The 25,211-nt window shown below is 63.0% G+C and carries 22 protein-coding genes; 18 read left to right on the top strand and 4 right to left on the bottom strand.

The window, feature by feature from the left end:
* The first annotated feature begins 112 nt into the window (after positions 1-112).
* Positions 113-1,183: a phenylalanine--tRNA ligase subunit alpha gene (gene pheS, locus ASU23_RS05700; RefSeq protein WP_003944109.1), complete on the top strand. Its 1,071-nt coding sequence runs from the start codon at positions 113-115 to the stop codon at positions 1,181-1,183.
* Between the two features lie 60 nt (positions 1,184-1,243).
* The gene (gene pheT, locus ASU23_RS05695; protein ID WP_003944026.1) at positions 1,244-3,730 is read left to right on the top strand and encodes a phenylalanine--tRNA ligase subunit beta; all 2,487 of its coding nucleotides are present in this window, start codon (positions 1,244-1,246) and stop codon (positions 3,728-3,730) included.
* 58 nt (positions 3,731-3,788) lie between these two features.
* Here the strand turns inward: pheT and ASU23_RS05690 are convergent, their stop codons facing one another.
* Positions 3,789-4,850 carry an Lrp/AsnC family transcriptional regulator gene (locus ASU23_RS05690; RefSeq protein WP_058037513.1) on the bottom strand — a complete coding sequence of 354 codons (1,062 nt, stop codon included), beginning with the start codon at positions 4,848-4,850 and terminating at the stop codon, positions 3,789-3,791.
* Positions 4,851-4,906: 56 nt separating this feature from the next.
* Here ASU23_RS05690 and ASU23_RS05685 point away from each other — a divergent pair, with 56 nt between their 5' ends.
* From ASU23_RS05685 to ASU23_RS05620, 14 genes are all read left to right on the top strand, one after another.
* A complete protein-coding gene (locus ASU23_RS05685; RefSeq protein WP_007736253.1) occupies positions 4,907-6,226 on the top strand; it encodes an NAD(P)/FAD-dependent oxidoreductase in 1,320 nt (439 codons plus the stop codon).
* On the top strand, positions 6,226-7,137 hold the full coding sequence (locus tag ASU23_RS05680; RefSeq protein WP_058037537.1) for a bile acid:sodium symporter family protein: 912 nt from the start codon (positions 6,226-6,228) through the stop codon (positions 7,135-7,137). Before ASU23_RS05685 ends, ASU23_RS05680 begins: the two co-directional genes overlap by 1 nt.
* Positions 7,134-8,069, top strand: a complete 936-nt coding sequence (locus ASU23_RS05675; protein ID WP_054781544.1) for an SDR family oxidoreductase — start codon at positions 7,134-7,136, stop codon at positions 8,067-8,069. The genes ASU23_RS05680 and ASU23_RS05675 overlap by 4 nt, the downstream gene beginning before the upstream one ends.
* A 102-nt stretch (positions 8,070-8,171) precedes the next feature.
* Complete coding sequence (locus ASU23_RS05670; protein WP_058037536.1) at positions 8,172-8,633, top strand: hypothetical protein; 462 nt, start codon at positions 8,172-8,174, stop codon at positions 8,631-8,633.
* A gap of 38 nt (positions 8,634-8,671) precedes the next feature.
* Complete coding sequence (gene argC, locus ASU23_RS05665) at positions 8,672-9,742, top strand: N-acetyl-gamma-glutamyl-phosphate reductase (protein ID WP_058037512.1); 1,071 nt, start codon at positions 8,672-8,674, stop codon at positions 9,740-9,742.
* Positions 9,743-9,762: 20 nt separating this feature from the next.
* Positions 9,763-11,013 (top strand): bifunctional glutamate N-acetyltransferase/amino-acid acetyltransferase ArgJ, encoded by a 1,251-nt coding sequence (gene argJ / locus ASU23_RS05660; protein WP_058037535.1) that lies wholly within the window; start codon positions 9,763-9,765, stop codon positions 11,011-11,013.
* On the top strand, positions 11,010-11,933 hold the full coding sequence (argB, locus tag ASU23_RS05655; RefSeq protein ID WP_007736229.1) for an acetylglutamate kinase: 924 nt from the start codon (positions 11,010-11,012) through the stop codon (positions 11,931-11,933). Before argJ ends, argB begins: the two co-directional genes overlap by 4 nt.
* Complete coding sequence (locus ASU23_RS05650; protein ID WP_007736227.1) at positions 11,930-13,129, top strand: acetylornithine transaminase; 1,200 nt, start codon at positions 11,930-11,932, stop codon at positions 13,127-13,129. The genes argB and ASU23_RS05650 overlap by 4 nt, the downstream gene beginning before the upstream one ends.
* Complete coding sequence (gene argF / locus ASU23_RS05645) at positions 13,126-14,076, top strand: ornithine carbamoyltransferase (protein WP_021334039.1); 951 nt, start codon at positions 13,126-13,128, stop codon at positions 14,074-14,076. Before ASU23_RS05650 ends, argF begins: the two co-directional genes overlap by 4 nt.
* Positions 14,073-14,552 (top strand): arginine repressor, encoded by a 480-nt coding sequence (locus ASU23_RS05640; RefSeq protein WP_007736224.1) that lies wholly within the window; start codon positions 14,073-14,075, stop codon positions 14,550-14,552. The genes argF and ASU23_RS05640 overlap by 4 nt, the downstream gene beginning before the upstream one ends.
* 47 nt (positions 14,553-14,599) lie before the next feature.
* Complete coding sequence (locus ASU23_RS05635) at positions 14,600-15,799, top strand: argininosuccinate synthase (RefSeq protein WP_007736221.1); 1,200 nt, start codon at positions 14,600-14,602, stop codon at positions 15,797-15,799.
* A gap of 3 nt (positions 15,800-15,802) precedes the next feature.
* On the top strand, positions 15,803-17,245 hold the full coding sequence (argH, locus tag ASU23_RS05630) for an argininosuccinate lyase (RefSeq protein WP_003944092.1): 1,443 nt from the start codon (positions 15,803-15,805) through the stop codon (positions 17,243-17,245).
* Positions 17,246-17,415: 170 nt separating this feature from the next.
* The gene (locus ASU23_RS05625; RefSeq protein ID WP_021334041.1) at positions 17,416-20,397 is read left to right on the top strand and encodes an acyl-CoA synthetase; all 2,982 of its coding nucleotides are present in this window, start codon (positions 17,416-17,418) and stop codon (positions 20,395-20,397) included.
* Between the two features lie 39 nt (positions 20,398-20,436).
* Entirely contained in the window at positions 20,437-20,643 is a 207-nt protein-coding gene (locus ASU23_RS05620; protein ID WP_003944045.1) for a Trm112 family protein, read from the top strand.
* On the opposite strand, the gene ASU23_RS05615 is transcribed toward ASU23_RS05620, so the two are convergent.
* From ASU23_RS05615 to ASU23_RS05605, 3 genes are read right to left on the bottom strand one after another with little or no spacing between them, the layout of a single operon-like run.
* Positions 20,640-21,257 carry a TetR family transcriptional regulator gene (locus tag ASU23_RS05615; protein ID WP_058037511.1) on the bottom strand — a complete coding sequence of 206 codons (618 nt, stop codon included), beginning with the start codon at positions 21,255-21,257 and terminating at the stop codon, positions 20,640-20,642. The two genes, ASU23_RS05620 and ASU23_RS05615, sit on opposite strands and share 4 nt — an antisense overlap.
* Complete coding sequence (locus tag ASU23_RS05610) at positions 21,254-22,009, bottom strand: ABC transporter permease (protein WP_003944033.1); 756 nt, start codon at positions 22,007-22,009, stop codon at positions 21,254-21,256. The genes ASU23_RS05615 and ASU23_RS05610 overlap by 4 nt, the downstream gene beginning before the upstream one ends.
* On the bottom strand, positions 22,006-22,740 hold the full coding sequence (locus ASU23_RS05605; RefSeq protein ID WP_058037510.1) for an ABC transporter ATP-binding protein: 735 nt from the start codon (positions 22,738-22,740) through the stop codon (positions 22,006-22,008). Before ASU23_RS05605 ends, ASU23_RS05610 begins: the two co-directional genes overlap by 4 nt.
* 86 nt (positions 22,741-22,826) lie before the next feature.
* On the opposite strand from ASU23_RS05605, the gene ASU23_RS05600 reads away from it, so the two are divergent.
* Together ASU23_RS05600 and tyrS are read left to right on the top strand one after the other, a co-directional pair.
* The gene (locus ASU23_RS05600; protein ID WP_003944023.1) at positions 22,827-23,435 is read left to right on the top strand and encodes a DNA-3-methyladenine glycosylase; all 609 of its coding nucleotides are present in this window, start codon (positions 22,827-22,829) and stop codon (positions 23,433-23,435) included.
* A 19-nt stretch (positions 23,436-23,454) separates the two neighbouring features.
* Positions 23,455-24,732, top strand: coding sequence for a tyrosine--tRNA ligase (gene tyrS / locus ASU23_RS05595; RefSeq protein WP_007736194.1), 1,278 nt, complete (start codon positions 23,455-23,457; stop codon positions 24,730-24,732).
* The last annotated feature ends 479 nt before the right edge of the window (positions 24,733-25,211 follow it).

Genomic DNA, 25,211 nt, shown 5'->3' with positions numbered 1-25,211 from the left:
CAGAGACAATGCTCGAGCGAGTTCGAATGCTCGCTCGCAGTACAAGAAGTAAGCAGTACAAGAAGCACGCAGTACGAGAAGTAAACCGAGAAGCGACAGGAGCGTCACAGCCGTGGCCAAAAATGAGGGCGCGACACCGCCGGAGGTCGACGCGAGTGTACTCACCGAAGAGGCGTTGACCGCTGCGGCTGAGAACGCCGAGAAGGCGCTGGCGGACGCCGCTGACCTGGATGCGCTGGCGCACGTCAAGGTGGAGCACCTGGGGGACAAGTCCCCGATCGCCCTCGCTCGCCGGGGACTCGGCAGCCTTCCGGGCAAGGAAAAGGCGGACGCCGGTAAGCGCGTCAACATCTTCCGCACTCGGATCAACAACGCGTACGACGCTCGTCGTGAGGTCCTCCTCGCCGAGCGTGACGCCGCGGTGTTGGTTGCCGAGGCAATCGATGTCACTCTGCCCTCCGATCGCCACCCCGTCGGGGCGCGTCACCCGATCAGCCTGATTTCCGAGCAGGTCGCCGACGTATTCGTCGCGATGGGTTGGGAAGTTGCCGAGGGTCCGGAGGTGGAGACCGAGCACTTCAACTTCGACGCGCTCAACTTCTTGCCGGATCACCCTGCCCGCACGATGCAGGACACCTTCCACCTGGCACCCGAGAACTCTCGCCAGGTGCTGCGTACCCACACCTCGCCGGTGCAGGTCCGCACGATGCTCTCGCGTGAGGTACCGATCTACGTGGTGTGCCCGGGCCGCACGTTCCGCACCGACGAACTCGATGCGACCCACACGCCTGTCTTCTCGCAGGTCGAAGGCCTGGCCGTCGACAAGGGCCTGACCATGGCCAACCTGCGCGGGACTCTCGACGCGTTCGCTCGTGCCCTTTTCGGCCCCGAGACGCGTACCCGTATGCGCCCCAACTACTTCCCGTTCACGGAACCGTCGGCCGAGGTCGATGTCTGGTTCGCGAACAAGAAGGGCGGCGCAGGCTGGGTCGAGTGGGGCGGCTGCGGCATGGTCAACCCGAACGTTCTGCGCGCCAGCGGTATCGATCCCGACGAGTACTCGGGTTTCGCATTCGGCATGGGCCTCGAGCGGACCCTGCAGTTCCGCAACGGTATCCCGGACATGCGCGACATCGTCGAGGGTGACGTGCGTTTCACGCTGCCCTTCGGTGTCGCAGGCTGACCGATCCGGTCCGCGGAACCTTCACAAAGACTTATCGACAAACGAGAGAGCTGAGCAGACGTGCGAGTAGCGCAATCCTGGCTGACCGAGATCCTGCAGCGGGCAACTCCGGACTGGGAGGTGACCCCGGAAGAGCTGGACGCCGGGTTCGTCCGGGTGGGACTCGAAGTCGAGGAACTCGACACACTCGAGGCGATCGACGGCCCGTTGGTCGTCGGCAAGGTCGTCTCCATCACCGAACTGACCGAGTTCAAGAAGCCGATCCGCTTCTGCCAGGTCGAGGTTGGCGAACCCGAGCCTCGCGGCATCGTCTGTGGCGCGCGTAATTTCAACGAGGGTGACCTCGTCGTCGTTGCGTTGCCCGGCGCGGTGCTGCCCGGCGGATTCGAAATCGCCACTCGCAAGACGTACGGCCAGGTGTCCGACGGCATGATCTGCTCCGTCTCGGAACTCGGTATCGGCAAAGACCATTCGGGCATCTTGGTGCTCGAGCCCGGTACCGCCGAACCCGGCGCGGACGGCAACGAGTTGCTCGGTCTCGGTGACACGATCATCGAACTGAACATCACCCCGGACCGTGGCTACTGCTTCTCGGTCCGCGGTCTCACGCGAGAACTCGCGTGCGGCTTCGATCTCGAATACGCCGATCCCGCTTCGGTTCCCGCTCACCCGGCTGAGGGTGAAGCCTGGCCGGTGCGCCTCGAACCGGAGTCCAAGGCTTCGCGTTTCGTGATGCGGAAGATCACGGGTATCGATCCGCAGGCAGTGAGCCCGTGGTGGCTGCAGCGTCGACTGCTGCTCTCGGGTGTTCGCCCGATCTCGCCGGCCGTCGACGTCACCAACTATGTGATGCTCGAACTCGGTCAGCCTCTGCACGCGTTCGATGCGACCGCAGTGCAGGGCGACCTGGTGGTCCGTCGCGCCAAGGCGGGGGAGAAGCTGACGACGCTCGACGACGTCGAACGCACGCTCGATCCCGAAGACGTTGTCATCGCCGACGATTCCGGAGTCATCTCGCTGGCTGCCGTCATGGGCGGCGCAACCACCGAGGTGGGAACGGCAACGACGGACATCCTCCTCGAAGGAGCTACTTGGGATCCGCTCGCAGTCTTCAAGACGGCGCGCCGGCACAAGCTGCCGAGTGAGGCGAGCAAGCGTTTCGAGCGCGTCGTCGATCCGGCAATTCCGCTCGCGGCCGTCGACCGCGCAGCCGCTCTGCTGGTCGAGATTGCCGGCGGACGGATCGAACCGGTCCTGACCGACGTGGGCGATGTTGCCCCTCGCGCTGCCATTCGCATGGATATCGACCTGCCCGACCGTGTCGCCGGAGTCACGTACCCCAACGGCACCGCAGCTCGCCGCCTCACCCAGGTTGGCTGCAACGTCGAGGTCGGCGTCAGCGAAGAAGGACACGGCCAGTTGGTCGCGACGCCGCCGTCGTGGCGTCCGGACCTGGTGCAGCCTGCGGACCTCGTCGAGGAAGTTCTTCGCCTCGAAGGTCTCGAGCAGATCCCGTCTGTTCTTCCCGCCGCTCCGGCCGGACGTGGGTTGACTCCGTCGCAGCGGCGAAAGCGCACGGTCTCGAAGGCCGTGGCTCACGCCGGTTACGTCGAGGTCCTTCCTCCGGTCTTCCTGCCGACGAACGTCTTCGACGTCTGGGGCCTCGACGCGGATGATCCGCGCCGCAACACCAGCAAGGTCCTCAACCCGCTCGAAGCCGATCGTCCGGAGTTGGCGACCACGCTGCTCCCGGGTCTGCTGGAGATTTTGGCTCGCAACGCTTCTCGCGGTCAGCGTGATCTGTCGCTGTACGGCATCGCGCAGGTCGTCCTGCCTGGCCCCGACACCAAGCCGGTGGATGCATTGCCGGTGGATCGTCGCCCGACGGACGAGCAGATCGCGAACCTGATCGCGTCGTTGCCGGCACAGCCGGTGCACATCGCTGCAGTGTTGAGTGGTTTGCGTGAGCCGAGCGGCCCCTGGGGTCCTGGCCGTCAGGCCGAGGCTTCGGACACTTTTGCAGCCGTGCGGGTCATTGCAGCTGCAGCAGGCGTCGAGGTGGAACTGCGTGCGGCGCAGTACCTGCCGTGGCATCCCGGCCGTTGCGCCGAGGTTGTCGTTGACGGCAACGTAGTCGGTCATGCGGGCGAACTGCATCCGGCTGTTCTCGAGCGTGCGGGATTGCCTGCGCGCACTTGTGCACTGGAGATCGACCTCGACGCTTTGCCGTTGGTCGAGAACCTGCCGGCGCCGCGCATTTCGCCCTTCCCCGCAGTGCTCCAGGACGTGGCGGTTGTTGTCGATCGCGATATTCCTGCGGCGAAGGTCCAGGAAGCTCTGCGTTCCGGCGGCGGCGAGCTTCTCGAAGACATCCGCCTCTTCGACGTCTTCGAGGGCGAGCAGGTCGGTGAAGGCCGCAAGTCGCTCGCGTTCGCATTGCGATTCCGTGGTGTCGACCGGACGCTGACCGAGGACGAGGCCAGTGCCGCGCGCGATGCAGCGGTCGAGGCTGCCTCCAAGGCCGTCGGTGCGCAGATGCGCGGCTGATTTCCTCAACTGATCACAGAGCCCACGTCCATCCCAGGTGGTCGTGGGCTCTGTCGTGTTATCGGCTTTTCGACTGAGGTGAATCGGAAAGCCACACATCTGGCGCAACGGTGTCCGTCCGTCGCCCTTGCTGGTCGAGCACGTGGCCAAGCAGTTTGCGCAGATACAGCACGATGGATCGTTCCGTGACGCAAAGACCCGGAATCTCCTTGCGCAGACGAGTTTCGAATGCATCGAGTTCTGCAGGAGAATGCAGCCACAACTGAACCACCAGGTTGTCGGGGCCGACTACAGCGAAGCAGTTTCGAACTTCCGACGCCCGACTCAGCACTCGTCCTGCCGTATCGAGAAGCTCGGGTTCGACGCGGCACCACAGTGTGGCGAGCACGGGAAGGCCGGCCAGCGGCCGCGCGAATTCACACCGCAGCGCCACCAACCCCGAAGACGTGAGCCGGTCGATCTGGCGTTTGCACGCAGCGGGACTGACACCGATCGCGTCGGCCAACTCCTTCATGGGAGTGCGCCCGTCGTAAGCGAGCTTCGTCAGAACCTTGCGATCCTGTTCGGATATCCCGGTCGGCCGAGCGCGCACGGCAGGACGGTTTTCGCTGGTGGTCAGCACACCCTTCTCGGACGGTGCCAGCGCATTGAGTCTCCATCGCCCACCTTCGGTGAACCAGCGTGTGATGATCGAGGTTCGTGTCGCCAGTACACCGTCGATCGTTGCGACGTCTTCCGAGATGAAGCGCGACATCGACGCCAGATCCGCGGTACCGGCTGTGACGAGCAGATCTGCTCTGCCCGTTGATGCTTCGATGGTCACGGCGTGGGCCGAGCGAGTCAGCCGTGCCGCGATGGTGTCGAGAGGAGCAGGTGAGCAATCGATTTCGATGATCGCTGTGACGATGCTGCCCAGCACCTGTGGCCCTGGAGTGACCGTGACCCAGGCCAACGACGATTCGGAGAGTCGATTCCAACGACGGGCGAGAGTCGCGGCGTCGAGTTCGAGTGGTCCGGCCAACGAAAGCCACTTCGATCGCGGTGCGAGCTGGAGCGCATTGATTATCCTCAGATCGATTTCATCTATCCTGCGACCGTTGCCGGCATCTGGTGCGCTCATAACGTCATTATCCGGCATATTGCTGCAAGATTCGGACTATCTGCGACGCTCGACGGATGATCACAGAGGAGAAGTACGCGCTGATCGGAGCGGGCCCGTCTGGATTGGCCGGCGCGCGAAACCTCGATCGGGCCGGGATAGCGTTCGACGGCTTCGAGAGCCACGACGACGTCGGTGGGCTCTGGGACATCGACAACCCGCACAGCACCGTCTACGAGTCGGCGCACCTCATCTCTTCGAAGGGCACCACCGCATTCGCGGAGTTCCCGATGGCGGATTCGGTGGCCGACTACCCGAGCCACGTCGAACTTGCCGATTATTTCCGCGACTACGCCGATACTCACGATCTTCGCAGGCACTTTGCCTTCGGCATTACCGTCGTCGACGTTTCGCCGGTCGATTCGCTGTGGCAGGTCACCACGCGCAGTCGCAGCGGTGAGACAACAGTCGCGCGGTATCGAGGCGTGATCATCGCGAACGGAACGCTGTCGAAGCCGAACATGCCGACTTTCCGGGGCGACTTCACCGGCACGTTGATGCACACGAGCCAGTACCGCAGCGCCGAGATCTTCCGTGGGAAGAAGGTACTGGTCATCGGAGCGGGCAACAGTGGATGCGACATCGCCGTCGATGCCGTCCACCAGGCCGAGTGCGTCGACTTGAGCGTTCGGCGAGGCTACTACTTCGTTCCCAAGTATCTGTTCGGCCGACCCTCGGACACCTTGAATCAGGGAAAGCCATTGCCGCCGTGGATCAAACAACGCGTCGACACCTTGGTACTCAAGCAGTTCACGGGTGATCCGGTGCGGTTCGGATTTCCGGCACCGGACTACAAGATCTACGAATCGCATCCGGTCGTGAACTCGTTGATCCTGCACCACATCGGGCACGGTGATGTGCACGTGCGCGCCGACGTCGACCGGTTCGAGGGGAAGACGGTGCGGTTTGTCGACGGATCGTCTGCCGACTACGACCTCGTTCTCTGCGCCACGGGGTATCACCTCGACTATCCCTTCATCGCGCGCGAGGACTTGGACTGGTCGGGCGCTGCCCCGGACCTGTTCCTCAACGTCGCGAGTCGCCGCCACGACAATCTCTTTGTTCTCGGCATGGTCGAAGCATCCGGTCTCGGGTGGCAGGGCCGTTTCGAGCAGGCCGAGTTGGTGGCCAAACTGATCACCGCACGTACCGAAGCCCCCGCCGCGGCGCGGGAATTCTCGGCGGCGGCGGCCGGTCCTCCTCCCGATCTGTCCGGGGGATACAAGTACCTGAAGTTGGGACGAATGGCCTACTACGTGAACAAGGACGCCTACCGATCGGCGATCAAGCGACACATCGGACTGCTTGATGCCGCTCTGACGAAGGGAGGACAGTGATGCCGATCGACGACGTGGTGCTCAACTTCAACCCGGGATCGTTGATGATCCTCAACGTGGTGCTGGCCACGATCATGCTGGGGATCGCCCTCGACACCTCGGTCGACGACTTTCGTCGTGCGCTCACCAAACCCAAGGCGATGGCGGTGGGTATTGCTGCGCAGTTCCTGCTGTTGCCGGCAGTGACTTTTCTCCTGACGCTGATTCTCTCGCCGGCTCCGTCGGTAGCACTCGGCATGATCCTGGTGGCGTGCTGCCCGCCAGGGAACATCTCGAACGTCCTGACTCACCGGGCGGGCGGCGACGTCGCACTCTCGGTGTCCATGACGGCGGTGTCGAACGTCCTCGCGATCTTCCTCATGCCGCTCAATCTTGCGTTCTGGGGGAGCCGACGCCCGGAGACCGACGCTCTGTTGCAGTCCGTGAACCTGAATGCGCTCGAGATGGTCGCGCAAATCGCCCTGATCATCGGTGTGCCGTTCGTTCTCGGCATCTGGGCGGCACGAAGGTTTCCGGAGATCGCCGCGAAAGCGCAGCCTTGGCTGAAAAACGGTTCGTTGGTGGCGTTGTTGATCTTCATCGTCGCGGGGGTGTCGGGGAATGCGTCGTACTTCGTCGACTACATCGGGGTGGTACTGCTCGCGGTCTTCCTGCACGACACGGTTGCCCTCGCACTGGGATACTTCTGCGGCGCCGTCACCGGGTTGAACGAATACAGCCGTCGCGCCGTCTCTTTCGAGGTCGGCATCCGCAATGCGGGGCTGGGGCTTGGCCTGGTGTTCACGTTCTTCGACGGTCTCGGTGGCATGGCCGTCGTGGCCGGCTGGTGGGGGATCTGGGACATCATCGCCGGGTTGGCTCTGGCGACGATCTGGTCCAAGCGACGCGCCCGAAAGGCGGTACCGGCATGACCGTCGCACTCGTCACGGGCGGAAACGGGTTCCTGGGTACCGCTGTCATCGACGCACTGATCGCGCAGGGCATCACCGTCGTCTGTGTCGACCTCACGGTCAAGGACACGCCGGACGATCGCATCCGCCGCGTCAGGGCGGACGTCTGCGACCCCACAGAATTGGGGCGGGTGTTCGGTCAGTACCGACCGAACGTCGTGATCCACCTTGCGTCCATCGTGAATCCCGGCAAGAAAACGACAGCAGAGCAGGAGTACCGCGTCGACGTCGACGGGACACGAAACGTGCTCGCGGCCTGCGTCGAACACGGGGTTGGACGGGTCGTCGTGTCTTCGTCCGGAGCGGCGTACGGCTACCACTCCGACAACCCACCGTGGATCACCGAGGACGTACCTGTCCGAGGCAACGACGAATTCACATACAGTCGCCACAAACGCCTGGTCGAGGAGATGCTCGCCGAATATCGCGTCGAACACCCGGAGTTGGAACAAGTTGTCTTCCGGATCGGCACGATCTTGGGCGAGAGCGTCGACAATCAGATCACCGCGTTGTTCGATCGCCGCAAGCTGCTCAAGGTTGCCGGGAGCGACAGCCCCTTCGTCTTCGTCTGGCACACCGATGTCGCGGGCGCTTTTGCGGAGGCCGTGACCGGAAACCAAGTGGGCATCTTCAATGTCGCGGGCGACGGCGTGCTGACCGTCGACGAGTTGGCTTCCCGGATGGGCAAGAGCACGGTGACGCTTCCTGCATGGTTGTTGCGAGGCGTTCTACGCGTCGGACGGCGATTGGGTGTAACGGAACACGGTCCGGAGCGCGTCGGATTTCTCCAGTACCGACCGGTTCTCGACAATCGGCGGCTCAAGGAACAGTTCGGATACGTCCCCGAATATTCGAGCGAGGAAGCGTTTGCCGCGTATCTCGCGTCACGCTGACCCCTTCGACGGACGGTCGTGGAAGGATCGGAATTGTCCGTCGGCGTTTTCGAGAAGGGACTGACAGTGTCACGAAATGATGGGTCCGAACATGATGGGTCCGTGCACCAGGTAGTCGAGGCCGCCAGTGCACTCGACGACAAGGACTTCCTCGCGGTCGTCCGCGCAGTGGTCGAGCGTCGTCCGAGTTTGTCGGTCCTTCTTTCCGTGGTGGACACCGCTGCCGCGAGCCTCGAGCCGAACCGCGTCGAGGACGAGAACGAGATCACCGACGCCGAAGAAGTCGAACTGCCCGACACCGTTGTGGAGGTCGACGAGATCATCGACGTCCCGGTGGTACTTGCGACCGATCCGAGAATTCCCGAACCCGACTACACCGAAGGGGGAGTGCCCACTTTCGACCGCGTTCGGGAGAAGATAGAGGGGCGCTTCGGTACTTCAATAGGTTCGTCCGAACTGGCGCACGAGAGTCCTGTCGGAAAGTCCGTCGACGAGCAGTGGGACGAGCGCCAGAAGGCCGCAAAGGCCAAGCTCGAGGAGATCCGGCGATCCATGGGTAAGTAATTATGCATTCCGATGCACAATGATGCATACTGTGTGACATGACTGAAGGTGGTACGACCGAGAACGCACGCAAGCCGATCAGAGTCGCCGTTGCCGGCGCCAGTGGGTACGCCGGTGGTGAGGTTCTGCGTCTGCTTCTCGGGCACCCCTCCTATGTCGACGGCAGCCTGGTGATCGGTTCGCTGACCGCCGGTGGCAACGCCGGTTCGACGCTCGGTGAGCATCATCCGCACTTGCTTCCACTCTCGTCGCGGGTACTCGAAGAGACCACCGTCGAGATCCTCTCGGGTCACGACGTCGTCTTCCTCGGTCTCCCACACGGAAATTCGGCTCAGTACGCCAAGTTGCTGCCCGAGTCGACGGTCATCATTGACTGCGGCGCGGACTTCCGGCTGCAGGATCCCGCAGCCTGGGAGAAGTACTACAAGAGCGCTCATGCCGGCACCTGGCCCTACGGTCTTCCTGAATTGCCCGGTGCCCGTGAGAAATTGGTAGGCGCAACCCGCATCGCCGTTCCGGGCTGCTACCCGACGGCAGCGAGCCTCGCGCTGGCCCCCGCCGTTGCCGCGGGGATCGTGGACTCACACGTGAACGTGGTTGCGGTCAGTGGCACTTCGGGCGCCGGCCGGGCACCGAAGGCTGATCTGCTGGGTTCCGAGGTCATGGGCTCCGTCCGTGCGTACGGCGTCGGCGGCGTCCATCGCCACACCCCTGAGATCATTCAGAATCTCTCGGCCGCAGGCGGCAAGGACATCAGTGTCTCCTTCACTCCAGTCCTCGCGCCCATGCCGCGCGGCATCCTCGCGACCTGCACGGCAGCCACCACGGCCACCGAAGAGCAAGCGCGCGAAATCTACGACAAGGCATACAACGACGAGCCGTTCATCCACGTACTGCCTGCCGGAGCCTTCCCGCAGACCGGTGCCGTGATCGGATCCAATGCCGTACAGATCGGGGTCACCGTTGACGCCGACGCCGGTCAGCTCGTTGTCATCTCGGCAATCGACAATCTCACCAAGGGCACCGCCGGTGGCGCGGTGCAATCGATGAATCTCGCCCTTGGCCTACCCGAGACCGCAGGTCTCTCTACCGTGGGAGTAGCTCCGTGAGCACCGACAATCCGCAGCAGATCGACAACGCAACCGAGCCTGACGCGACCGTTGCAGACGTGGTTCACGTCGCCGAGGGACGTCTGCTCCGCACGCAGGGCGTCACCGCACCTGCCGGATTCCGCGGTGCCGGAATTGCTGCCGGTATCAAGAAGAGTGGCAAGTCGGACCTCGCATTGGTGCTCAACGAGGGACCCGATCTGGCCGCTGCCGGCGTCTTCACCCTGAACAAGGTCAAGGCAGCTCCGGTGCTCTGGTCTCAGCAGGTCCTGACGACGGGCAAGCTGCGCGCGGTGGTGCTCAACTCGGGCGGCGCGAACGCCTGCACGGGCGCGGGTGGATTCCAGGATGCACACAAGACTGCCGAGGAAGTTGCTTCGGCACTGAGTAATTGGGGCACCGAGACGGGCGCGATCGAGGTCGCTGTCTGTTCGACCGGACTTATCGGTGACCGCTTGCCCATGGACAAGCTGATCCCCGGTGTCACCGAGGTAGTGCACGAACTGGCCGGCGGAATCTCCGGAGGCACCGACGCGGCATACGCGATCATGACCACCGATACCGTGCCGAAGCAGGCGTCGCTGCACCACGCGAACAAATGGAACGTCGGCGGAATGGCCAAGGGCGCAGGCATGCTCGCGCCTGCGCTGGCCACGATGCTGTGCGTCGTCACGACCGATGCTGTCGCAACGGCCGAGCAGCTCGATACCGCTCTGCGCGCCGCCACCCACCTGAGCTTCGATCGCCTCGACGTCGACGGCGCCACGTCCACCAACGACACAGTGCTCCTGTTGGCCTCCGGCGCCAGCGGTGTCACGCCGACGCAGGACGAACTGAACGCCGCAGTGCTGGCCGTGTGTGATGATCTCGCGGATCAGTTGATGGCAGACGCCGAGGGTGTCACCAAGCGGGTCAAGGTGACGGTTCGCGGCGCGGCGTCCGAGTCCGATGCGTTGATCGGCGCCCGGACCATCGCCCGCGACAGCCTGGTCAAGACAGCGCTTTTCGGTTCCGATCCCAATTGGGGTCGCGTTCTCGCCGCAGTGGGTATCGCTCCCATCGAGCTCGATCCCGATCGAATCAGTGTGTCCTTCAACGGGAGTCCCGTCTGCATCGACGGCGTCGGTGCTCCGGGGGCGCGTGAGGTGGACCTGAGTGGGATCGACATCGAACTCGACATCGATCTGGGAATCGGCAACGAGTCCGTGAGCATTCGCACCACGGACCTCTCGCATGCTTACGTCGAAGAGAACTCGGCGTATTCGTCATGACCGAGACGTATCCCGTGATCAGCGAGCATCAGAAAGCGCATGTCCTTGCCGACGCGCTGCCGTGGCTGCAGCGATTCCGCGACAAGGTGGTCGTGGTCAAGTACGGCGGAAACGCCATGATCGACGAGACGCTCAAAACGGCATTTGCCGCCGACATGGCGTTCCTGAGGACTGTCGGCATCCATCCCGTCGTCGTGCACGGCGGTGGCCCGCAGATCAACGCGATGCTGGCACGCCTTGGCATGAAGGGTGAGTTCCGCGGTGGTTTCCGGGTCACGACGCCCGAGGTGATGGACGTCGTGCGGATGGTGCTTTTCGGTCAGGTCGGCCGTGAACTCGTCGGCTTGATCAACGCGCACGGTCCTTACGCGGTCGGTATCTCCGGTGAAGATGCGCACCTGTTCACCGCTACTCGACGCACTGTTGCGGTCGAGGGGGAGCAGACCGACATCGGGCTGGTCGGGGACGTCACCACCGTGAACCCAGACGCGGTACTCGATCTCATTGCGGCAGGACGTATTCCGGTCGTCTCGACCATCGCACCCGACGCCGACGGTGTCGTCCACAACATCAACGCCGATACCGCTGCTGCAGCACTGGCCGAGGCGATCGGTGCCGAGAAGCTCGTTGTCCTCACCGACGTCGAGGGCCTGTACACCGATTGGCCGGACCGAGCCTCACTGGCCACCGAAATCGACACCGACGCCCTGGCCCAGTTGTTGCCGAGTCTCGACGCCGGCATGGTGCCCAAGATGGAGGCCTGCCTTCGCGCGGTGCGCGGAGGTGTGCCGTCGGCGCACGTGATCGACGGTCGGCTCGAACATTCAGTCCTACTCGAACTTTTCACCGGTGAAGGAATCGGCACGATGGTCGTGCCGGGTTCCTCGGTCGCCGGTCCCCAGCAGGGAGCTATCTCATGAGCACGATCGATCTGCAGCAGCGGTGGTCCGCTTCGCTGATGAACAATTACGGCGTACCCCGGGTTGCTCTCGTCCGCGGTGACGGCGCCGTACTCACCGACGCCGACGGCAAGCAGTACGTCGACTTCCTGGCAGGAATCGCCGTCAACATCCTCGGACACGGACATCCGGCCGTCGTCGAAGCCGTCACTACTCAGTTGTCGACACTCGGCCATGTTTCCAACCTGTACGCCAGCGAGCCGGTCGTCGAGTTGGCGGAGCAGTTGCTCGCTCATCTCGGCAACGTCACCGGGCGCGCGTTCTTCTGCAACTCCGGTACCGAGGCGAACGAGGCTGCCTTCAAGCTCGCTCGCGCCACCGGCCGGAAGAAGATCATCGCAGCCGAAGGCTCCTTCCACGGTCGCACGATGGGGGCACTCGCTCTGACGGGTCAGCCGGCCAAGCGGGCGCCGTTCGAACCGATGCCCGCCGGTGTCGAGTTCGTGCCGTACGGCGACGTCGAGGCACTCGAGCAGGCCGTCGATTCCGACACCGCCGCTGTGTTCCTCGAACCGATCATGGGTGAGGGCGGCGTCGTGGTGCCACCCGAGGGATACCTCGTCGAGGCTCGGCGGATCACCGCCGAGCGCGGTGCACTTCTCGTGCTCGACGAAGTGCAGACCGGCATCGGCCGGACCGGCTGGTTCTACGCCCATCAGGCAGTCGGCATCGTTCCGGACGTCATCACTCTTGCGAAGGGACTCGGTGGCGGAATGCCGATCGGCGCCTGCATCGCGACCGGGGCAACGGCCGAGTTGTTCGGACCGGGTAAGCACGGTACGACGTTCGGTGGCAATCCGGTGTGTGCTGCGGCGGCACTTGCCGTGCTGAAAACCATTGCAGCGGAAGACCTGATCTCACGCGCCGACAGCTTGGGTAAGTCGATCTCGGCGGGCATCGAAGATCTGGGCCATCCGTTGGTCGACTACGTACGGGGATCAGGACTGTTGCTGGGTGTCGTGCTGACCGAGGACGTCGCGCCGGCGGTGGAAAACGCAGCGCGCGAAGCCGGGTACCTTGTGAATGCAGCGCAACCCGGAGTGATCCGGTTGGCGCCGCCGCTCATCCTCACGGACGAGCAGGCCGAAACCTTCGTGGCAGCACTACCTGCCATCTTCGACAGTGCACTATCGGCTGACCAGCCGGGGGAGAAGTGACTACCGTGGTGAAACACTTTCTCAGGGACGACGATCTGACTCCTGCGCAGCAGGCCGAAGTTCTGGAACTCGCTGCGATTCTCAAGAAGGACCCGTTCGCTCGGCGTCCGCTCGAGGGTCCCCGCGGAGTCGGTGTCATCTTCGAGAAGAACTCGACGCGTACACGTTTCTCGTTCGAGATGGGCATCGCACAGATGGGCGGTCACGCTGTCGTCGTCGACGGGCGCAGCACTCAACTCGGTCGTGAAGAGACCTTGGCGGACACCGGACGCGTTCTCTCCCGCTACGTCGACGCCGTCGTGTGGCGCACGTTCGGCCAGAAGCGCCTGGAGCAAATGGCTACGGGCGCAACGATTCCCATCGTCAATGCATTGTCCGACGAATTTCATCCCTGTCAGGTTCTGGCCGATCTGCAAACGCTGATCGAACAGAAGGGTGAGCTCAAGGGGCTGAAGCTGACCTACCTGGGCGACGGCGCCAACAACATGGCTCACTCGCTGATGCTCGGCGGAGTGACCGCAGGCATCGACGTCACCATCGCAAGCCCCGCCGGCTTCGAACCGGCGGACTGGGTCGTGGCAGCAGCACGCAAACGCGCCGAGGAAACCGGCGCGACCATCACCCTGACGCAGGACCCACAGGCCGGCGTCGTCGGTGCCGACGCGTTGGTCACCGATACCTGGACCTCGATGGGTCAGGAGAACGACGGACTCGATCGGGTCGGACCTTTCCGTCCGTTCCAGATCAACAAGGAGCTGCTCGCAAAGGCAGATCCGAAGGCCGTCGTCCTGCACTGCCTGCCCGCGCATCGCGGCGAAGAAGTCACCGACGAGGTTCTCGACGGGCCGCAGAGTGTTGTCTGGGACGAGGCGGAGAACCGTCTGCACGCCCAGAAGGCATTGCTCGTGTGGCTGCTGGAACAGCGAACCCAACTGGACCCGGCGTGAGCGTCGCTCCCACTCGGGCTGGTCGCCAGTCGCGCATCATCGCGCTTCTGGCGGCTCACCCTGTCCGAAGTCAGACGGAGCTGGCGGCCTTGCTCGGTGCCGAGGGCATCGAAGCAACGCAGGCGACGCTCTCGCGTGACCTCGAAGAGCTGGGAGCGGTGAAACTGCGTGCCGCCGACGGCGGCGCCGGTGTTTACGTGGTGCCGGAGGACGGGAACCCGGTACGCGGTGTGGCCGGCGGCACCGACCGCCTCTCACGGCTGTTGGGTGAGTTGTTGGTCTCCACCGATTTCAGCGGCAACATGGCGATCCTCCGGACACCGCCGGGAGCCGCGCACTACCTCGCGAGCGCACTGGATCGGTCCTCGATGCCGGACATCGTGGGCACGATCGCCGGAGATGACACCATCTTCGTAGTGGCCCGGGAACCGCTTTCCGGAGCGGAACTCGCGGCCATGATCGAATCGCTCGCCTGACCCCTTATTCTTTGATAGAGATTTTCAACCGAAGGAGCACAAAAACCATGGCCGATCGCGTCGTACTCGCCTACTCGGGCGGGCTGGACACTTCTGTTGCCATCAGTTGGATCGGTAAGGAGACGGGCGCTGAAGTTGTCGCCGTCGCCATCGATCTGGGGCAGGGTGGCGAGGACATGGAGGTCGTGCGTCAGCGCGCGATCGACTGCGGCGCAGTCGAATCCGTTGTCGTCGACGCCCGCGACGAGTTCGCGGACGAATACTGCCTGCCGACCATCGCGGCCAACGCCCTGTACATGGACCGCTACCCGCTCGTCTCGGCCATCAGCCGTCCGCTGATCGTCAAGCACATCGTCGAAGCTGCACGCTCGCACGGCGGCACCATCGTCTCGCACGGTTGCACCGGTAAGGGCAACGACCAGGTTCGCTTCGAGGTCGGATTCGGCGCCCTCGCACCCGACCTGCAGGTCATCGCACCGGTCCGCGACTACGCCTGGACCCGCGAGAAGGCCATCGCCTTCGCCGAAGAGAACAACATCCCGATCAACGTCTCCAAGAAGTCGCCGTTCTCGATCGACCAGAACGTCTGGGGCCGCGCCGTCGAGACCGGATTCCTCGAGGATCTGTGGAACGCGCCGACGAAGGACGTCTACGACTACACCCAGGACCCGACGGTCAACTGGAACGCACCCGACGAGCTCATCATCAGCTTCGACAAGGGCCGCCCGGTCGCCATCGACGGCCGCCCGGTGTCGGTTCTCGAAGCCATTCAGGAACTGAACAAGCGCGCAGGCGCTCAGGGCGTCGGCCGTCTCGACGTCGTCGAGGACCGTCTCGTGGGCATCAAGAGCCGTGAGATCTACGAAGCTCCCGGCGCCATGGTTCTCATCACCGCGCACCAGGAACTCGAACACGTCACCCTCGAACGCGAACTCGGTCGCTACAAGCGTCAGATGGAGCAGCGTTGGTCCGAGCTGGTCTACGACGGCCTCTGGTTCTCGCCCCTCAAGGACGCACTGGACACGTTCGTCAACAAGACGCAGGAACGCGTCACCGGCGACATTCGTCTCTTCCTGCACGGTGGAGCCATCACCGTCAACGGTCGTCGTAGCCCGGAGTCGCTCTACGACTTCAACCTCGCGACGTACGACGAGGGCGACAGCTTCGACCAGTCCGCATCGAAGGGCTTCGTCGAGATCCACGGTCTGTCGTCGAAGGTCGCCGCGAAGCGCGATCTGGGACTCTGAGCCATGACGGCTCACGGTGACGGAGACGCTCAAAAACACGGCACCAACGAAGGTGCGCTGTGGGGCGGGCGGTTCGAGTCCGGACCGGCCGCTGCCATGGCGGCGCTGAGCAAGTCGACTCACTTCGACTGGGTCCTCGCTCCGTACGACGTGCGGGCGTCGCAGGCGCATGCGCGTGTGCTGAACAAGGCAGGCCTGCTCAGTGAAGCCGACCTCGTGACAATGCTCGACGGTCTCGACCGCCTGGCGGCAGATGTTGCCAGTGGCGCCTTCGGGCCCAGCGAGTCGGACGAGGACGTACACGGCGCACTCGAGCGTGGTCTGATCGAGCGTGTCGGGCCTGAGGTCGGTGGGCGCCTGCGTGCTGGACGTTCGCGAAACGACCAGGTGGCCACGCTGTTCCGCATGTGGCTTCGCGATGCAGTCCGCCGCATCTCCACCGGAGTTCTCGACGTGGTCGACGCATTGGCGACTCAGGCCGGGGCGCATCCGGATGCCGTGATGCCGGGCAAGACGCACCTGCAGGCGGCTCAGCCGGTCCTGTTGGCGCATCACCTGCTCGCTCACGCACATCCACTGTTGCGGGACGTGCAGCGCCTTCGCGACTTCGACGTGCGAGCTGCGGTGTCCCCGTACGGTTCCGGTGCACTGGCCGGTTCCTCACTCGGACTCGATCCCGAAGCGATTGCGGCGGAACTGAAGTTCGACAGCTCGGCCGAGAACTCGATCGACGCAACGGCTTCGCGTGATTTTGCGGCCGAGGCAGCGTTCGTGCTCGCAATGATCGGTGTCGATCTCTCCCGTATGGCGGAAGAGATCATCATCTGGAGCACACCGGAGTTCGGCTACATCACGCTTGCCGACGCGTGGTCGACGGGATCGTCGATCATGCCGCAGAAGAAGAATCCGGATGTCTCGGAACTGACGCGCGGTAAGTCGGGTCGTTTGATCGGCAACCTGACCGGATTGTTGGCGACGCTCAAGGCTCAGCCGCTGGCGTACAACCGCGATCTGCAAGAGGACAAGGAACCGGTTTTCGACTCGGTTGCGCAGCTCGAGATGCTGCTCCCGGCCATCACCGGTCTGGTGCAGACGCTCGAGTTCCACACCGAGCGCATGGCGGAACTAGCTCCGGCAGGGTTCACGTTGGCCACCGACATCGCGGAGTGGATGGTGCGTCAGGGCGTGCCGTTCCGGGTTGCCCACGAGGCTGCCGGAGCGTGCGTGCGTGTCGCCGAAGCACGAGGGGTCGGACTCGAAGATCTCACCGACGAGGAGCTGGCCGGCGTCGACAGCGCGCTGACACCCGCTGTTCGTGAGGTGCTGACAGTCGAGGGTTCCATTGCTTCGCGCAACGCGCGAGGCGGCACTGCGGGGGTGCGGGTTGCCGAGCAGCTGGACGGAGTCAAAGCAGTGGCGCAGTCACTGCGGGAATGGACCCTGTGACCTCGCGGTCACGAGTGTTGTCGCTCTCTTTTCGGCAGTAGTCCTTCGGTCGTACGCGGTCAGGTAGCAGAATTTGCTCCCTGACCGCGTACGCGTATTCATCGTCAGTAGGCTTGTCGCGCGCGGGAAAAATGAGACTGACGTCACATGGTGAGTAACTTGGGAGTGAAATGGTGGGATTGAATTCCAAGTCTGTGCTGGGCCCGATTCGTCGGGTGGTTGCGACAGCACAAAACGGCCTCGAGGTCGTCCGGTTGGGTGGGCTGGAAACGGATGCGACCACGTCGCCGTTCGAGATCGTCGAACGCGCAGCGATGTATCGGCTACGGCGCTACTTCCCGGACAGTGACCCGGAAACCGTCGGCGCACCGATCTTGCTGATCCCGCCGATGATGATGTCGGCGAACGTGTACGACGTGACCCGTGACCAGGGCGCTGTGGGAATTCTGCACGAGATGGGCCTTGATCCCTGGGTCGTCGATTTCGGTTCGCCCGACTCCGAAGAGGGCGGTTGGGATCGTAACCTCGCCGATCACATCATCGCTCTCAGCGACATCGTCGATCACATCCACCGTCACACCGGAAAAGATGTTCACATCTCCGGTTATTCGCAGGGTGGCATGTTCGCCTATCAGGCTGCCGCGTATCGGCGTAGTCGAAACATCGCCAGCGTCATCACCTTCGGCAGTCCGGTCGACACACTCGCCGCGCTACCCTTCGGCATCCCGGCGGGATTGGCAACCAAGGGTGCAGATTTCCTCGCCGATCACGTCTTCAATCGCCTGGCGGTCACCGGGTGGATGGCCCGTACCGGGTTCCAGTTGCTCGATCCCGTGAAGACGCTGAAGATGCGCGTCGACTTTCTGCTTCAACTGCACGACCGGGAGGCGTTGCTTCCGCGGGAGCAGCAACGACGCTTCCTCGCGACCGAGGGTTGGGTCGCGTGGTCGGGGCCCGCGGTAGCCGAACTGCTCAAGCAGTTCATCGTGCACAACCGAATGATGACCGGTGGGTTCGTCATCAAGGATCAATTGGTCTCGCTCGCCGAGATCACCTGCCCCATCCTGGCATTCGTCGGCGAGGTCGACGACATCGGCCAGCCGCAAGCGGTTCGAGGCATCAGTCAAGCCGCTCCGCGGGCGAAGGTCTACGAATCTACCTTGCGTGCAGGCCATTTCGGTTTGGTTGTCGGTTCCACTGCGGCCAATCACACCTGGCCGACCACCGGTGAATTCGTACAGTGGACCGAGACGGGTGGACCCCTCCCGGACCGTATCGCGAACATGGTCTACGGCGCCGACCTCGAAGACCAGACCGGTGTGTCGATCAGCAATCGGATCATCCACACCGTCGCCTCGGTCGCTGAAGTAGGTGCAGGAGTCACCAAGGGAATCAGTGACCTTGCCGCCGGTGCGTTGCGCGGCACTTTCGAATTGTCGGGAGAAGCGGCACGAGCGTTGCCACGTCTGGCTCGACTCAACCAGATTCAGCCGCACACCAAGATCTCGCTGAGCCAGTTGCTGGCGGAGCAGCGTCGAAAGGCGCCGAACGGCGAGTGCTTCCTCTTCGACAATCGCGTGCACACCTATGAAGCGGTCAACGCGCGTATCGACAATGTCGTGCGTGGATTGATCTCCGTGGGAGTGCGTCCGGCAGCGCATGTCGGTGTCCTGATGGAGACCCGCCCCAGCGCACTCGCGGCCATCGCGGCCCTGTCGCGACTTGGTGCCGTCGCGGTCATGCTTCCGCCAGGCTCCGACATAACGGCGGCGGTCAAGCTGGGGTCGGTCGATCGGATCATCACCGATCCGGAAAACGTCGATGCTGCAGTGGTTACCGGTCGGCCGGTACTGGTGCTCGGCGGCGGCGATGCCCGTGGCCTCGAGGTGGATCCGTCACACGACGTGATCGATCTCGAACAAATCGATCCGACGAAGGTCAATCTGCCCGGGTGGTACCGACCGGATCCCGGTGTCGCCCGCGAACTCGCCTTCATCATCTTTGCGGAATCCGGCGGTGTGCTCGAGGCCAAGCAGATCACCAACTACCGGTGGGCACTGTCGGCCTTCGGCACGGCCACGGCGGCAGATCTCGATCGCGGTGACACCGTGTACTGCCTTGCACCACTCCATCATTCGTCGAGTCTGCTCGCGACCATCGGTGGTGCCATGGCCGGTGGCTCACGCATTGCGCTCTCACGTGGACTGAACCCCGCGAGGTTCGTCGAGGAAATCCACCGCTACGGCGTGACGGTCGTGAGTTACACGTGGTCGATGATGCGCGAGATACTCGACGAGGATCTTCTTCTCATCGACGGTAGTCATCCGGTCCGCCTGTTCATCGGTTCGGGCATGCCCCATGGTCTGTGGAAGCGGACAACGGAGGCGTTCGACCCCGCGCAGGTACTCGAGTTCTATGCGTCGACCGAAGGCGACGTGATTCTTGCCAATGTTGCAGGCTCCAAAGTTGGTTCCAAGGGGCGCCCACTGCCGGGTAGTGCGCAGGTGCGGTTGGCGGCATACGACCCGCTGAGTGGTCGGCTCCTCGAGAACGGAAACGGATTTGTCCGTGAGTGCGCCGAAGACGAGGTCGGATTGCTGCTCGGGCGCGCGGGATTCACCGCCGATCTCTCGGGCGGAGCCATGCGAGGTCTCTTCCAAGCCGGCGATTCGTGGATTCCCACCGAAAATCTCTTCCGCCGGGACGCCGACGGCGACTACTGGCTGATCGACCACAAGAACACGGTCATTTCCACGCTCCGCGGTCCCGTGTTCACCCAGCCGATCGTCGACGCGTTGTCGAGTGTGGCGCGGGTGGATCTTGCCGTCGCATACGGAGTCGGTGACGCGCCGCATCAGCTGGCGGTCGCTGCCGTGACATGGCGTCCGGGACGGCAGTTCCGTTCTGCCGAGCTTGCAGAGGCCCTCTCGCGCATCGCTTTCGACGCTCGTCCGGATATCGTGCACGTGGTTGACGAGATCCCGGTGGGTTCGTCGTACCGTCCGAGCTCCACTGCTTTGGCTGCGGCCGGATTGCCGGCGCCGGGGCCACGGACCTGGTTCCTCGATTCCGAGTCGCAGTCGTACAAGCGGCTGACCAAGGCAATTGCCGCGCAGTTGATGCCGACGAGGGTGAGCACCGGAGCACGGTAGCCTGAGGACATTCTGTTTGATCGGTTCGAGAGGACTCACGTGGCTATTGATTCGACGTTGCTCAGCATTTTGGCCTGCCCCCAGGACAAAGGCCCGCTGTTGCTGGTCGGGGACGAGTTGCTCTACAACCCGCGCCTGCGGCGTGCCTACCCGATCGAGAACGGCATTCCCGTTCTGTTGATCGACGAGGCACGCGATGTGGCGGACGACGAGCACGAGAAGTTGCTCGCGCGGGCTGAAGGCTAGATCGGTAATTCACCGGTCAGGTACCGCTGGAGGTTCGGAGCCACCAGCGGTACCAAAGCGTCAAAGCTCAATGATGCGAGTGGTTCGAGTCCGAGCACATATCGCGTGACAAGCAGTCCGGCCATCTGAGAGGCCACCAATTCCGCTCTGATCAAGCCGGTACCAGGTGGTGTGTCCACCCGCGGAATGATGTCGCGCAATACGACATCGAGCAGAAAGCTCTGGATCAGCTGCGATCCGTCGCCGGAAATGGCTGATCGAAAAGCCGCCAGAATCGCCGGCTGATGTTCCGAATCCCATAGCCCGATCACCGCCCGGAGAAGGCTTTCGCCGAGGTTTTCGGTCGGGGAGGTGTGAACCGGTCCCAGTACCTTTGCTGGATCGATCGGTAGCGCGATCGCAGCGGTGAACAACTGCTCCTTGCTCCCGAAATGGTGATGAATCATAGCCGGATCGACGTCAGCGGCCGCAGCTATCGATCGAACGGTTGTTCGTCGAAAACCGTTCTGGGAGAACGCCCGTCGTGCCGAATCGAGGATCTGCGCGCGAGTCTCCGACTTGCCCGGTCGTCGCCCCGAACGAATCGGTGCAGGACTCGTGTCCTTGTCGGTCATGGAGTGCGGCGATCGAGTGTGGCCGCGGCCAGCGAGAGTGCGGCGGCGGCGAAGCCCGCCATGACGGCGAGATCACGCCACATCTGACCCGTCGCGTCGGCATGCATCGACACTTGCTGAAGTGCGTCGACGGCGTAGCTCAAGGGGAGGACGTTGCTGATCCATTCGAGCCAGGTCGGCAATTGGTCGCGCGGTACCAGGAGTCCGCAGAGGAAGAGCTGTGGAACCACAACTACCGGCATGAATTGCACCGCTTGGAACTCGGTCTTCGCGAATGCGCTGGCCAACAGGCCTAGCGCAACGCCCAGTATTGCGCCGAGAACTGCAATGACGATGACCCAGGCAAGACTGCCGGCGATGGTGAGTCCGAGGAATCCGAAAGCAACCGCGCACGCGAGAGCTGCTTGAGCGGCGGCGGAGAGCGAAAATGCCGCCCCGTATCCGGCGAGAAGGTCGAGTTTGCCCATCGGTGTGGTGAGCAGGCGTTCGAGGGTTCCTGAACTGCGTTCGCGCTGCATGGCGATGGATGTGACCAGGAACATCACCACAAACGGCAAGATTCCCAACATCGTGATCGCCACTCGTTGGAAGAGCGAAACCTGGCCGGGTGGCGTCGGGACGTCTTGGTAGAGGAAATACAGCAAAATCATCAACAACGACGGGACCAACAAGATCATGGCCACCGTGCGATGGTCCTGGCGGAGCTGAAGCAGAATGCGTACGGTCGTAGCGCCGAAGATCCTGATGCTCATGATATTTCACCTCCGACGGGTGAAGTCCGAATCAGCTCGAGAAAGGCGTCCTCGAGCCGTTCACATCTGGTTTTGGCGCGCAATTCATCGGGTGTGAGTTGAGCGAGGAGGTACCCGTCTCGCATCAGGATCAGCTCAGCGCAGTGGTCGGCCTCATCCATGACGTGGCTCGAGACCAACAGGGTGGTTCCGCTGCGAGCAAGGTCAGCGAATCGTTCCCACAATTCGACGCGAAGCACCGGATCGAGGCCGACGGTCGGTTCGTCGAGGATCAACACATCAGGTGACGCCACCAACGCGCAAGCCAGCGAGACTCGCCCGCGTTGACCACCAGACAGATCGGCGGCGGTCTGGTCGGCGTATCGGCTCAATCCGACGGCGTCGACCGCTGCTGCGACGTCTGCGCCGGATTTTCCGTACAGAGCGCCGAAATACTGAACATTTCGCGTGACCGTCAGGTCGCCGTACACACTGGGGGATTGGGTGACGTACCCGATCCGACGGCGAAGGGCAACGGACCCGGCGCGATCTCCCAGGACTCTCACCTCACCGCTTTCGACGATCTGCGTTCCGACTATCGCGCGCATGAGGGTTGTCTTGCCGCAACCGGAGGGTCCGAGCAGTCCGGTGATCGATCCTGCTGATACCTGCAGGTCAAGCGAGTGAAGAACTTCGTGCTTGCCGCGAATGACTCGTAGTCCGCGGATGTCTATTGCCGGCGTTGTGGTCACGGTTCGCCTCGTTTCAATAATTCATCACTTGTTGAATTATGCGACTCGGCCGACCGATGAGTCAACGGCGTGGGCACAATCGAAGGGTGAGCATCGAGACCTTGGAAAATGTGGAGAACCCGTTGGAAGCGGGCCTGACAATTCTCGGCTCGACCCTGACCGTCGACGACATCTCGCTGAGGATCGTCGAGGTCGAGGCGTACGGAGGGGAGAAGGACGGGCCATGGCCGGATCCGGCAGCACATTCGTATCGGGGGAGAACGCCGCGGAACAGCGTGATGTTCGGGCGGGCGGGGCGTCTCTACGTCTACCGCAGCTATGGAATGCACTTTTGTATGAACATCTCGTACGGCCCGGATGGTGTCGCGGGTGGTGTTCTGCTCCGAGCGGCCGAAATCGAGGCCGGTCACGATGTGGTGTCTGCTCGGAGATCGCCGGACCGGCCGTCTCACCAATGGGCCAGAGGGCCGGGTAATCTCGGTGCTTCTGTCGCAATCACGTTGGCGGACAACGGAACAGACGTGTTCAACCCTGCCTCTCGGATTCGGCTCGAATTGGGGGAGTCGAAGGAATGGGTCAGTGGACCGCGGGTGGGGGTCAGTACCGCGGCGGAGGTTCCGTGGCGCCTGTGGATTCCGGACTCGCGAGCGGTGTCCGCGTATCGCCGAAGCCCGCGAGCGCCGGTCATTTCGTGAAGATGGGATGATCGAGTCCGTGACTGAGAATATTCTCGACGAACTGACCTGGCGCGGGCTGATCGCCCAATCAACCGATCTCGACGCTTTGCGTAAAGATCTCGAGGCCGGACCGGTCACGTTGTATGCGGGCTTCGACCCGACAGGACCGAGCCTGCACGCAGGTCACCTGGTTCCGCTCCTCGCGCTCAAGCGGTTTCAGCGCGCCGGCAACCGCCCGATCGTTCTTGCCGGCGGTGCAACGGGCCTGATCGGAGACCCCCGTGACGTCGGGGAACGGACGATGAACTCCGCCGATACCGTCGCGGACTGGGCAGGTCGCATCCGTGGTCAGCTCGAACGATTCGTGGATTTCGACGATTCGCCGACGAGCGCGGTCATCGAGAACAACATGAACTGGACCGGCAAGATGTCGGCCATCGACTTCCTGCGTGATGTCGGTAAACACTTCTCCGTGAACGTCATGCTTGCGCGTGACACCGTGAAGCGTCGTCTCGAGTCGGACGGGATGTCGTACACCGAGTTCAGCTACATGCTGCTCCAGGCCAACGACTACCTGCACTTGCGACGCGATCTCGGCTGCACTCTGCAGGTCGGCGGGTCCGATCAGTGGGGCAACATCATTGCCGGCGTCGAACTCAACCGTCGTGTCGACGGTGAAAGCGTTCATGCAATGACGGTTCCGCTGGTGACCTCGGCCGATGGCAAAAAGTTCGGAAAGTCGACCGGTGGCGGAAGTTTGTGGCTCGACCCCGAGATGACCAGCCCGTACGCCTGGTACCAGTACTTCGTGAACACTGGCGACGCCGACGTGATCAAGTACCTGCGCTGGTTCACCTTCCTGACTGCGGACGAACTCGCGGAGCTGGAGACTGCAACAGCGGAGCGGCCGCATGCGCGAGAAGCGCAGAAGCGACTTGCCGCGGAGATGACGACCTTGGTTCACGGGGAACACAACACCCGTGCTGTCGAGCTCGCCAGTCAGGCGTTGTTCGGCAAGGCGGAGCTGGCGGAACTCGACGAGTCGACGCTAGCCGCGGCGCTGAAAGAAGCATCGGTCAGCGAATTGGCGCCGGGGGAGCCGCGCACGATCATCGATCTGCTCGTGACGAGCGGCTTGTGCGAGAGCAAGGGGGCCGCTCGACGCGCCGTGAAAGAGGGCGGTGCTTCGGTGAACAACCAGAAGGTGTCGGCCGACGACTGGGAGCCCACCGCATCCGATCTGCTTCACGGCAGCTGGTTGGTCGTCCGGCGCGGAAAGCGCAACTTCGCCGGCGTGAGAATCCTTCCGAACTGACGTGTGTGGGGTCACAGTTGTCTTGCGGGGCTCCTGTGGCCGCTGGTGGCCCGCCTCCGGGCGGGCTACCAGCGGATTTAACCTGTCGAACATCTGCGACCTGCACGTTTGACGCTCAGTTTTCATTCGCGTAACTTTGTCCAAGTCAGAGCGACATGGACACCAACCCCGACCGACAGGCCGGGGAAACGCGGTTGGACGAAGTCGGAGACAATCACGCTCAGCGGGAACTTGCTTCCTTGGAGCGAACAAGCTAAGATTGTAACCCTTGCCCCGGAGCTTTCAACCTGGTTGAAGTGATGGTGTGTGCGTGTTCTTTGAGAACTCAACAGTGTGTCGATGAATGTCAGTGCCAAATTTTTTTTGGTACTTCACATCCGCGAATGATCAACCGCCTCTTGGGGTTTGGTTGGTTTGTGTGTGGTGTGAGTATTTTTCGTCGGTGATTGTTCATTCTTCCGTCTGAATGGTTGCCGACA

The organism is Rhodococcus sp. KB6 (genome assembly GCF_001445685.1).
Taxonomy (GTDB): Bacteria; Actinomycetota; Actinomycetes; order Mycobacteriales; family Mycobacteriaceae; genus Rhodococcus_F; species Rhodococcus_F qingshengii.
Note: the sequence above shows the minus strand (reverse complement) of the source record. Positions and strands in the feature narration are given on the sequence as shown.